Annotated in this window: 10 protein-coding genes; 3 read left to right on the forward strand and 7 right to left on the reverse strand. The window is 45.3% G+C overall.

The features are described from left to right. The 3 genes from V6C93_RS32730 to V6C93_RS32740 form a co-directional block, all read right to left on the reverse strand. A partial coding sequence (locus V6C93_RS32730) for a serine/threonine-protein kinase (RefSeq protein WP_333480867.1) occupies nt 1–743 on the reverse strand: 743 nt, incomplete at its 3' end. A 153-nt stretch (nt 744–896) separates the two neighbouring features. Beyond that, the gene (locus V6C93_RS32735) at nt 897–2,189 is read right to left on the reverse strand and encodes a hypothetical protein (RefSeq protein ID WP_333480868.1); all 1,293 of its coding nucleotides are present in this window, start codon (nt 2,187–2,189) and stop codon (nt 897–899) included. A gap of 127 nt (nt 2,190–2,316) precedes the next feature. Continuing rightward, nucleotides 2,317–3,996, reverse strand: coding sequence for a VWA domain-containing protein (locus V6C93_RS32740; RefSeq protein ID WP_333480869.1), 1,680 nt, complete (start codon nt 3,994–3,996; stop codon nt 2,317–2,319). A gap of 453 nt (nt 3,997–4,449) precedes the next feature. Here V6C93_RS32740 and V6C93_RS32745 point away from each other — a divergent pair, with 453 nt between their 5' ends. Then, nucleotides 4,450–4,959, forward strand: a complete 510-nt coding sequence (locus V6C93_RS32745) for a DinB family protein (RefSeq protein WP_333480870.1) — start codon at nt 4,450–4,452, stop codon at nt 4,957–4,959. 173 nt (nt 4,960–5,132) lie between these two features. Here the strand turns inward: V6C93_RS32745 and cax are convergent, their stop codons facing one another. Together cax and V6C93_RS32755 are read right to left on the reverse strand one after the other, a co-directional pair. Continuing rightward, complete coding sequence (cax, locus tag V6C93_RS32750; protein ID WP_349262911.1) at nt 5,133–6,239, reverse strand: calcium/proton exchanger; 1,107 nt, start codon at nt 6,237–6,239, stop codon at nt 5,133–5,135. 373 nt (nt 6,240–6,612) lie between these two features. Further along, nucleotides 6,613–7,935 (reverse strand): serine/threonine-protein kinase, encoded by a 1,323-nt coding sequence (locus tag V6C93_RS32755; RefSeq protein WP_333480876.1) that lies wholly within the window; start codon nt 7,933–7,935, stop codon nt 6,613–6,615. Between the two features lie 309 nt (nt 7,936–8,244). On the opposite strand from V6C93_RS32755, the gene V6C93_RS32760 reads away from it, so the two are divergent. Next, nucleotides 8,245–8,613 (forward strand): hypothetical protein, encoded by a 369-nt coding sequence (locus tag V6C93_RS32760; RefSeq protein WP_333480872.1) that lies wholly within the window; start codon nt 8,245–8,247, stop codon nt 8,611–8,613. 21 nt (nt 8,614–8,634) lie between these two features. Here V6C93_RS32760 and V6C93_RS32765 read toward each other — a convergent pair whose 3' ends face one another. Next, nucleotides 8,635–9,099, reverse strand: a complete 465-nt coding sequence (locus V6C93_RS32765; protein ID WP_333480873.1) for a hypothetical protein — start codon at nt 9,097–9,099, stop codon at nt 8,635–8,637. A gap of 195 nt (nt 9,100–9,294) precedes the next feature. After that, nucleotides 9,295–9,789, reverse strand: coding sequence for a hypothetical protein (locus tag V6C93_RS32770; protein ID WP_333480874.1), 495 nt, complete (start codon nt 9,787–9,789; stop codon nt 9,295–9,297). 190 nt (nt 9,790–9,979) lie between these two features. Between V6C93_RS32770 and V6C93_RS32775 the strand changes: the two genes are divergently transcribed. Further along, nucleotides 9,980–10,299: hypothetical protein (locus V6C93_RS32775; RefSeq protein ID WP_333480875.1), on the forward strand; the 320-nt coding region annotated here is incomplete at its 3' end.

The following is a 10,299-nucleotide window of genomic DNA, read 5'->3' on the forward strand; positions in this document are numbered from 1 at the left end:
GGCACTAAGTGCTTAAAGTTGATTCGACACTGTTCATCAATTAAATTACCAATTGCAGCCGATGGTGTCTGAGTTAGCAAACAGATGAGTGTCACGCCTAAACTATATAAGTCAGATGCTTCGGTGAGCTGGCGATTAAACATCTGTTCGGGTGGCATAAAACCTAAGGTGCCTTTCACTGCACTGCTAGCGGCTACATCTGCACCACCTTGACGTGCTAACCCAAAATCGACTAAATAAACCTTGAGGGGTTGGGAACGTTCCACCAAAATATTTTCTGGTTTAATATCCCGATGAATGATAGGTGGATTTTGTTGTTGTAAGTAGACTAAAACTTCTAAAACAGCTACAGCAATTTGCTTGATTTCTTCAGGCGTGAACGGTTTCTGCTGCGCTAAAGAAGGGGCTTTCTTATATTCTTGGACTAAGCAAAATCCATCAGAGCTTTCAAAGGAATCAAGGTATTTGGGAATACTGGGGAAATCGAGTTGTTGTAAGAGTACGATTTCTCGCTCATGAGCGTCGTAGCCTGACCAACTCGCGCCAGCTTTAGCAAACTGAAACTGCTTAATCACTACAGGTTGCTGAGTCTCTGTGCTGATTGCTCGGTAAGTTACTCGCCCTCCGGTTTTGTTATGTCCTAGCTCTTGCTGAATTTGATAGCCGAGTTCGGAAAATACAGGATAGTTGCTGTTAGGGTTGTGATGTAAGGAATGATTAGGGTTTTGGTTGATACTATCCATATCGTCATCCTATTGGATTTGTGAACGATAACAAACCACGGAGGCACAGAGAACACGGAGAATAGAAGGGAAGAGAGAATTTAGATATCGTTTAGAATGTCTATAATTCGGTTCGTATGCACCCGAATAAGTCTCAAGTTTTCCCCATTTTTCTTACTTCTTAACGACTCCCTCATTTTCAATGGCTGTATAGGCATCATTGGGAGCTAGTCCTAACCAGGGGTCGGAACTGGGTGTGAGGAAGAGTTGGCTATAAACTAGTTCATTGAGGTTTTCAACATTGTTGAATGGGGAATTCAGTAACCATTCATAGATTTGAGGCTGGAGTAGGTATTCGTTGCGAACCGTATCCAGAGCCATTAATGATTCAAATTTGCGGATGACGGGCTGGAGGGGGTCATTTTCTGAACCCGATAGACTAAAAACTTTGGGGTTTTTACTCCGCATTAGGGTTTGGCTGTTGCTGTCGAGGTGTGCATCTTGCGCGTGGAGTTCGGCAATCGATGCCCAAGCTTTTTGATCGGTTGCTGTTGTTAGGGCTTGTTGATTGCGGGATATTGAAGAAAGAATTGGCCTCTCCACTGCCATTTTAGACAATGCCCTTGGAGCGGCTTCTTCCGCTGTAGGCTGATTGCCGCGAATATTAGCGAGTCCGGTGGGGGGTGATATTCCCAATTTTGTTAAGTCGCCTTTCCAGTTGGATTGAATGGCGGCAATGCGATCGCGGTAATATTGACGCAAGAGGTTATCCTGTTGTGAACCCGTCAGTTTACTAGACTCCTTAACGACTTTCTCCGCCTGTGCTAGACGACGGACAAACGCTTGCGGGCCGTACAATCCAGGGAGAGCGTCGATGGGTCGCCCTTCGGCATTTAAGATGTAATGAATGCTATTTCCTGTAAGGGTACGTTCTAGCTGGCGACCATCTCCAAAGTCAATCGTTACTTTTGGTGCAGGGCGGACGGACTGCCAGTGTAAGATAAAGCGATCGCGCAGTAGTTTGGAAACTTCTGCATTGGGATACAGGGAAACTCGGAAAAACCGACTATTCGCACAACTGAGGTCTTCATCTAATCGACCCAACAATCGCAAGGAGAGAATCGGTTTACCACTGGCTTTTGCCGCTGCTTTCGCCTGTTCCAAATCGGTATACCAATACAAGCGAGAAGCATAACAGTCTCGCTGCTGGCAAAGTTGGTCTAATGCGGCTCTTAGTTGAGGATTGGTTGTGGAGGATAGTTGCTTACCATAAGTTTCGAGGAACGCTTGGAGTCCGGTTGAACCTTGGGCGCGTAGCTGGATAATTGCCTCTTTTGATACTGAGGGCGTTTCCGATACCGCACGACGGACAAGTGTTTCTGAAGGAGTTTGAGCGAAAACCGAGCCGTTCAAGCTAAGACTGAGGGTAGCCATTGCCGTCATCGGAAGTAAAAGTTTGAGTAGCATGAACAATCTCCTGTTTTTATATATTTCTTTGTTGTTTTGTAACTAATCTCTTTCTTACTCCCCCCTTTTTAAGGGGGGTGGGGGGATCTAAATGTAGTTCCTCAAAAGAGAAATGATAAGTTTTCATTTATTCCGTTGCAGTTATTGACCTAGAGCGTGTAACCAAACGGATAAACTCAGCTCGATAACCGTCCAAATCATCTCCCTGCGACTGATTAGCCAGCTTCAAAATATCATCAAAATTGGCTTTGCCTTTGTATTGAGAACCTCGCAACACCATGCCAAACTCGGCAACAGCAGCAGAAAACTTAAAGTTGGTTGAGGCATCTTCTAGTTTCATCCCTCGGTCAACCACTGGAGAAGTGAGCAATTGAGAATTATTCTGATTCGGTGCTTTATAGCGTAATTTTACCTGCATTAATTCGTTACTTCCAGATGCTGCGTTTTGAACAGTTTTTTGATATTTCAAGGAGTCAACATCGGATACCTTCACATCACTCTTAACCCCAATCGGAATAATTTCATAGAGTGCTGTTACTGAATGCCCTGCCCCTAACTCCCCTGCATCTTTTTTATCATTTTTGAAATCTTCGTTCCGCAGCATCCGATTCTCGTAACCTATCAGACGGTAGGCTTGAACTTTGCTTGGATTGAATTCTACTTGAAGTTTTACGTCTTTGGCGATCGTCAATAGGGTTCCCCCTATTTCTTTGACCAGAACTTTTTTCGCCTCTAGCATGTTGTCGAGGTAAGCATAGTTGCCGTTACCTTTATTCGCAAGTTTCTCCATCTTGGAATCTTGGAGATTTCCCATCCCAACACCCAGAACGGTTAAAAACACGCCTTCCTCGCGTTTCTGTTCGATCAGGCTTACCAGTTCAGAATCGCTGGATGTCCCAACGTTGAAATCCCCATCGGTGGCTAGAATGATGCGGTTGTTTCCTGATTGAATGAAATTTTCTTTAGCTAACTTATAAGCGAGTTGAATTCCTTCTCCCCCGGCAGTAGAACCGCCTGCCTGTAGCTTTTCAATAGCATCGAATATCTTGTCTTTTTGGTTACCTGGGGTTGGGGGTAAAACCACACCGGCGGCTCCAGCATACACAACAAGGCTGACTTTATCATTCGGTCTTAATTCGTTAACTAGCAGCCGGAAAGCTGATTTCAGCAAGGGGAGTTTGTTTGGCTCCTCCATAGAACCGGAAACATCCAACAAAAACACCAGATTACTAGGGGGTAAATTCTCCGTAGAAATCTTTTTTCCTTGCAAACCAATGTGAACTAATCGATGGTCGGGATTCCAGGGAGCCTGTGAGATTTCTGTACTGACGGAGAAGGGTCGATCGCCTTCTGGCTGGGGATATTCGTAGGGGAAGTAGTTAATCAGTTCTTCGATACGCACAGCATCTTTAGGGGGTAGCTTACCCTCATTGATAAAGCGCCGGACGTTGCTGTAGGAGGCAGCATCGACATCGATGGAAAAGGTAGAGAGGGGATTGTTGCTAACTCTCAGAAATGGATTTTCATCAATGCGATCGTATGCCTCACGGTTGGATGGCTCTGGAACTTCGCTCTTTTGAGAGGAGTCTTGAGTTATCGTGGGCGATCGCGCAATAGGTGCTGAGGCCGGTTTAGCTAATTGTTTAGCAGCTGGTGTAACAGCACGTAACTGCTGTTGCGATGGTGCCATTTCCTGTTGTGGAGGTGCATTCCCGGATTGGGAAGAGTTGCAAGCAACAGTGAGTTGTCCTAGTACAGTGGTTGTTGCTAGAAGGGCGATCGCTCTATATATTGTGTTGTACTTCATAGTTCCCCATCAGCCTGAGTAGGAGTTTGTTGAATCGAAACGTGAGGGTAGAGCTAAAGGTTTCGGGCTGTGATTCCCTAGTGTTACTCACTGTGCCTGTTTAGACTGCTTGGTTGTCAAAACTGTAACGTAGTCATCAGTGGCGAGCATTTACGCCAAAGTAAGTTGTCGCAAGCGCCAAGGGTGACTCGGTACCTTACTTGTACTTATCTCTCGTCACCTCTGTTCTTATGCAGTCAAGTCTCTTGATTTCTGGAGTAAGCTGTTGTGCAAATTTGGGAGTTAGGATTCAGCCTTTTTCTTGTGGGATGGGCATCCTGCCCGTCCAAGCTATGCAATGTTGTATGCCGATGAGCTGAGTGCGTCTTGAAATCGCTGCTCTAGGCCACTTTGTAACTCCTATATCGTTGTTGTAGGCTTTTTCCAGGTAGAGTCCGAAACCTGAAGGCACCCATGAAAACAACTGACTACTTCCAAAGAATGTCTCAGTACAATGCTTGGATGAACGAGCGACTTTTTGACGTATGTAGCAAAATTCCCGATGCCGTCCGCAAAGAAGATCGGGGGGCTTTCTTTGGCTCAATTCACGGCACTCTCAACCACATTCTGTTAGCGGATAAGCTCTGGTTGGGGCGCTTCAAGGATCAGCCTGTTGAGTATACTTCCCTAACTCAGGAACTGTTTGCCGAGTTTGAACCCTTGCGTCAAGAACGTCAAAAAACCGACCAAGAAATTAGTGCCTGGGTCGATTCCCTGACTGAAGAGCAGTTAGCTCAACCCTTAAAGTTTACCAGTGTGGTCAAGCGTCGAGAGTTTGTTTATCCTCTGTGGCACGCCGCAACACACTTTTTTAATCACCAAACCCACCATCGAGGTCAAGTCACCACTTTATTGAGCCAGTGCGGTTACGATCCTGGAGTAACGGATTTGTTAGCGTTACCGGGGACTGAAATCGAAGCTTAAAGAACTAGCTTATGATTTACTGCTTGCAGGGCGATCGCTAAAACATTTAGACCAGCAGCCGCTACTTTTGATTAAATGGAGAAATTAGAAGAAGCAGATTTTGAGAGAAACTGAGAGCGATCGCGTTTCTTATCTTTCTCAGTGTTTGACAAAACAGGGATGAGCCAACGGGTTCAAGCGGGATGATAGTAAAAAGCCACTCCCAGAATCAGGTAAGTTGCCAACAAAAGAGTTCCATCCAACCAGTTTGACCGTCCGCCAAAGCAGATGATATTGGTAACCATGACAGCGATCGCTAAAGCAATCACTTCAAAGGTATTGAAGTTGAGGTCAATCGGTTGACCCATCGCTTGACCCACAAAAATTAGCACGGGAGCAACGAATAGAGCCACCAGTAGACTATCACCCGTTGCTGTGGAAACGGTTAAATCCATTTGATTTTTCAGCGCCAACCTCACGACGATGACGTACCCTGCCACATCACTAATCAACGGCAGCAAAATCACACCGGTAAACAAGGGAGTCAGTCCAAAACGCTGGGTTTGAGACTCGATGACACCGACAAACATTTCGGATTCAAAAGCAACCGCAATCGTAGAAGCCAACAGGACACCAATCCACAGCCATAATTTAGAGCGATTCTTATTGTGGGATGATTCTGATTCGGGAAAAGTGGCAACCTCATCCATCTCTTCATCGGATAATCCGACATCATAGAGATAACTGTGAGTTTTAAGGGAAAACAGCAGCGTCAAGCCATAGACCACAATCAGTATCCCCGAAACCACGAGGGAGAGATTGCGAATCGCCGTAGCATCAACAATATTGGAAGTATCAATCACCATCGTCGGCAGTGCGATCGCGATCGCTGCCAGTGTCATGGATGAACCATTCACCTTTGCCAAAATAGGCTTAAACACTTGCTCTTTGTAACGCAAACCCCCGGCAAGCATCGCTAAACCTAACAACAGAAGCAGCGCACTAAGGATACTGCCTGTGATACTCGCTTCGACAATATCCACCAGTCCTTGACGCAGCGCCATTAGAGCAATAATCAGTGCCGTTGCGTTGCCAAACAGCGCATTAACCAAGCCTCCCACCGACGGCCCCGTAACCACCGCCACCTTTTCGGTTGCCGTGGACAGCCAAATCGACAAAGGAATGATAGCGAGTGTGGAGGTCAAAAAAACAGCTTCTTCACCCCAACTCAATACATCAGCCGCGATCGAAATGGGTACAAAGAGCAAAAGGACGAGTGGAATAAGATTTTTGAGTGCCATAGCCTTCTGCAAGAATAGACTTACCTTACCTTGACTATGGGTTCGTAAGCTATCCATTCGTTGAGTTCAGCAGTATCAATTATCGGCTTCACATTTTGCTGATTTAGTCAAGTATCTATACAAATGATTTGGGAGCCACTGACACCAACATCCAACTCTATAACCTGCTTTATTTCTGAATTGTCTCTTGTTCTATACTCTGCGAACTCTCTGACTTTGTGGTTTATACAAAAAAAGGACTAAGCTAATCGCTATAAAAGATTGCATAACTCGGACGGGCAGGATGCCCATCCCACAAGAAAAAGGCTGACACCTAACTGCTTAATTCAACTCACAACAGCTTACCCTTTCTCTTATTATTTAATTTTCCAAACTATTTTATTCCTAACCAATCTTTAATTTCTTGAACCAGCCATTCGCGTTCTAGTTCAGCCAGAGGTGGAGCAATCGCACCAAATTTGTATTCTTGCACACCCGCTTGGAGAACAACGCTAGCCAGGGGATTACCATTAATGGTTATCGATTCATCACTCTTGCAAACACGGTGAATTGCTGACGTTTTTCCCTGAACTTGTCGATAGCATAGACCCAATAATTTCCACTTTACTATAAAATAATTGCGGTAAAATCGGATATTAATTTCTCCGAAAGCTGGCAATAGCACCATACCCAGTGGCAACAAACCAGCTATCCAAAATAGCAAGATAATTGCATTCAAAGTCAACAATCCTATGGGGAAAGTTCCACCATACCAAACGAGTACCCAAAATAGTAAGAAAGTGTCTGACGCTTTGATTCCTCGCCCTGGAATTTTTATATCGAGTTGAGTGGGAGATTTTTGACATAGAATTCGGCTCCCATAGGGTTGGTGGACAGGGATAAAAGAATTAGGAATACTGCGATTGTTGAGAGCGTCTAAAGCTTGGTGAGCGGTACTAAATCGTTGCTCAACATCCGGTTCTGTAAGCCCTTCAATCCAGCGTACAAAATGAGGCTTTAGGCTGACTCTGTCACTAAACTGAATCCGCATATTTTTCTGGGGTAGGTCGGCAGGCGGAGTTCCTGTGAGTAGATGAATTAAAGTTGCTCCCAAGGCATAAAGATCAGAGGCAGGAACAGCCCGACCTCCAAACTGTTCCATTGGAGCATAGCCATAAGTGCCAACGACTGTAAAGGTTGCTCCCTCAGTTGCTGCTCGGTCTTGCACGGCACCAAAATCCACCAAATAAATCTTCTCATCCGCTCCCAAAATTAAGTTGCTGGGTTTGATGTCGCGATGGAGGACAGCAGGACTAAGTTGGTGCAGATAAATCAAAATTTGCAACACATCTGTGGCAATTTTTCGCACCTCTTGTTCAGAAAATCTCCGTCCCTGAGTCAGCAATTCTTTGAGGGAAGAACCGGGAATATAATTTTGGACTAAGCCAAACCAAAGGATGCGGTCATCGATCGAAAAATAATCGCGGTACTTGGGAATTTGAGGATGGTTAAGTTGCTTTAAAACATGGGCTTCTCGCTCAAACAGTTTGAGGTTATCCCACTGAACTTGGTCACCAAATGCCAGGAGCTTTACAATGGCTGGCTCAGGTGGTTGCTGCGCTAAATCGTTTGCCAACCAAGTCTGACGACCGGCATTCTGTCCTAATTGCTCTTCGAGTTGATAGCGATCGCGCAGTACCTGTCCTACTTGTAGCATCTTGAAGCTAATCCAGTGAAATTTGTAAGGATAATATCGGGATGTGGATACACCTGAGAACTCCCTCCTGAGCCTATCGTACTCAATGCGATCGCCCTTGGGGTGTACTCCGCGAGAGCCTATAGCCGAAGCTAGGGGGTGCTCTTGCTGTGCGATCGCGTTGTGCTGCAATAGCCAAACTTAACGGTCAGCAGTAAAGTAAACAAGCTGTTTCAAATTGTAGATACGGCACCCCTAACACTTGGGAGATAAGATATGCTGTATAGTTTCTGACACACAGATGTTTATTGAATCAAACATAGGAACCCTATGAACCGTCGTTTTTCTTCACGTTTCGGGCTAGTTGCACTAGCCCTATTCGCAGTTCTAACCCTCTCTAGCTGTAATAAAAAATCTGACGAGTCGGCTGATAATAATTCCTCGCCTCCCTCACCGACTACTGCTGAAAGTTCACCTAGCCCAGCTTCTTCTCCGACATCTGCATCAACACAAAAATTGGGAATTGCTCCTAAAGGAACGGATTGTCCTACAGATAGCCCCGTTAAGGCTGTCACCAGTAAAAAACTTGGCAAAATCTACCTGACCACCAAGTCCCCTCAATATAAAACAATTAAGCCAGAGAAGTGTTTTGCAGATGTAGATTCAGCCAAACAGGCTGGTTATGGAGCGTCTCAATAAGCCCAGTGTTACAGTAACTCTTCATCTGGTGCGATCGCTCATTAGCGTTTGCGTAGCATGGTGCGCTAACCACGCAGCTGGGCGATCGCGCTTTGTGGTTTGCTCAACGGGCCTGGTATCTATTTGTGATTTTGTGGTAATAGATTCTTGACATTTTGCCCTAATTCTTTTCAGGAATGGGAGGATAGAATCAGCGTATTGTTGTTGATGTTTTGTATGATCAAATTCAACGGCAGTCCATACCTGTTGTAGCTGTTCTTGAGTCAAGCATTTTTGGAGTTGGCAGGCAACGGCATTTTTCCAGTGTTCTATCTGGCGGTAACTGATAAATTGTCCTCCTTTGTCGAGGCGGTGGACAAACACGATATAGAGCCAGGATTCGATTTTTACAATGAGTGAAGAGGGAATTTTCAATAATTTGGCAATTTGGTGTTTGGTGATACGGAATTTTTGGGCGGGGTTGATGCGGCGAAATAAGGTAGTCATGTTTGCTTGATTTTGTGTTTAATAAATCTCTTGTAAACCGTCAAATTCTGACCCCCCTAGCCCCCCTTATTAAGGGGGGGACAAGAGGTGGAAATTGACTTCTCCCAAGAATTAAAAGTTTCTCTTTCCACTCCCCCCTTACCAAGGGGGGTTGAGGGGGTAAGGGAATTGAGAACGTCAATCTAAGATGTGAATTTAATCTTCTTTTTTGTAACTTGTGCGTTGAAGCTGTTCATCAGGAATATCAAAGAGAACTTCAAATTTAACAGCAGGGATGAAGCGGTTGAGAAAGCGTCGATGATCTTCTGCGTCCTGACGATTGGCAAACCGGGCTACTGTATACCGTCGGGCATCGGGTAGATGTCGGATAATTGCCCAAGGACGGGAGTAGTCTTCAACTGGTGAACGCAGTTCTTGGGGAGTTTTTATGACTTCTCTTCGGATGTTGGTTAAGGTGCGCTCAATCAGTTGCCAAAGCTGTTGCCGTTCGGGGTTGGTCTTGTTGGGGATTAAAGTCCAATCGCTGATGGGTGCTGGTGCGAATATGAGAATGTAATCGTCCTGACCCTCTTTGCAAAGTTTCCAGGATAAGCGTCGGGTCTGTTTGTGGCATTTGTATCCCTGTTGGCGCATGGTTGCACAGATGTTCTCGCCTTCTGATTGAAGGCGCAGCCAGTCGGAGTGTTTCATTGTCAAAATCTGGGTAATGTCTTCATGAAGGGCGATCGCTGCGCTCTAAATTAGCGATCGCCTGCAAGGAACTTTGTTTACTGTTTGGCTGCCAATTTATTTTTTGTTTGGCAGTTATTTTATTTTAGGTTGTGCAATAATTCTGTCAAGAGGCAATTTCTGCTTATGCGATAATTCAAAGGAATGCTCAATGGAAAATACGACGGGGAATGGAGAAGAAGCGCGGCAGACCGAAATCAGACAAGAAGACGATCAGTGTGGGGATACGGATCGAACCAGAGGATTGGGAGAACCTAAATCAGGTAGCAGCCCGTTTAGGAATGACCCGCACGGAACTGATAACTCAAATCTCCCGAGTCAAAAATCCAGAAGATTTACAAGCGTTTCAAGAGGCGAAATATCTGGGGGAATGCTTAGCCAATTAATCTTGGAAACCCAAGAGGAATTGGCTTATCTAGAACGAAAGTTACCTCGTGTAAGGGCGCGGCTTAGTAGTTTTCAGAAGCTGTA

This window comes from Allocoleopsis sp. (genome assembly GCF_036703385.1).
Classification (GTDB): Bacteria; Cyanobacteriota; Cyanobacteriia; order Cyanobacteriales; family Coleofasciculaceae; genus Allocoleopsis.

What these genes read in the sequence shown, in the direction of transcription:
- V6C93_RS32735 (WP_333480868.1), bottom strand. Translation starts at nt 2,189, where the DNA reads ATGCTACTCAAACTTTTACTTCCGATGACGGCAATGGCTACCCTCAGT.
- V6C93_RS32765 (WP_333480873.1), bottom strand. Translation starts at nt 9,099, where the DNA reads ATGACTACCTTATTTCGCCGCATCAACCCCGCCCAAAAATTCCGTATC.
- cax (WP_349262911.1), bottom strand. Translation starts at nt 6,239, where the DNA reads ATGGCACTCAAAAATCTTATTCCACTCGTCCTTTTGCTCTTTGTACCC.
- V6C93_RS32740 (WP_333480869.1), bottom strand. Translation starts at nt 3,996, where the DNA reads ATGAAGTACAACACAATATATAGAGCGATCGCCCTTCTAGCAACAACC.
- V6C93_RS32760 (WP_333480872.1), top strand. Translation starts at nt 8,245, where the DNA reads ATGAACCGTCGTTTTTCTTCACGTTTCGGGCTAGTTGCACTAGCCCTA.
- V6C93_RS32770 (WP_333480874.1), bottom strand. Translation starts at nt 9,789, where the DNA reads ATGAAACACTCCGACTGGCTGCGCCTTCAATCAGAAGGCGAGAACATC.
- V6C93_RS32755 (WP_333480876.1), bottom strand. Translation starts at nt 7,935, where the DNA reads ATGCTACAAGTAGGACAGGTACTGCGCGATCGCTATCAACTCGAAGAG.
- V6C93_RS32745 (WP_333480870.1), top strand. Translation starts at nt 4,450, where the DNA reads ATGAAAACAACTGACTACTTCCAAAGAATGTCTCAGTACAATGCTTGG.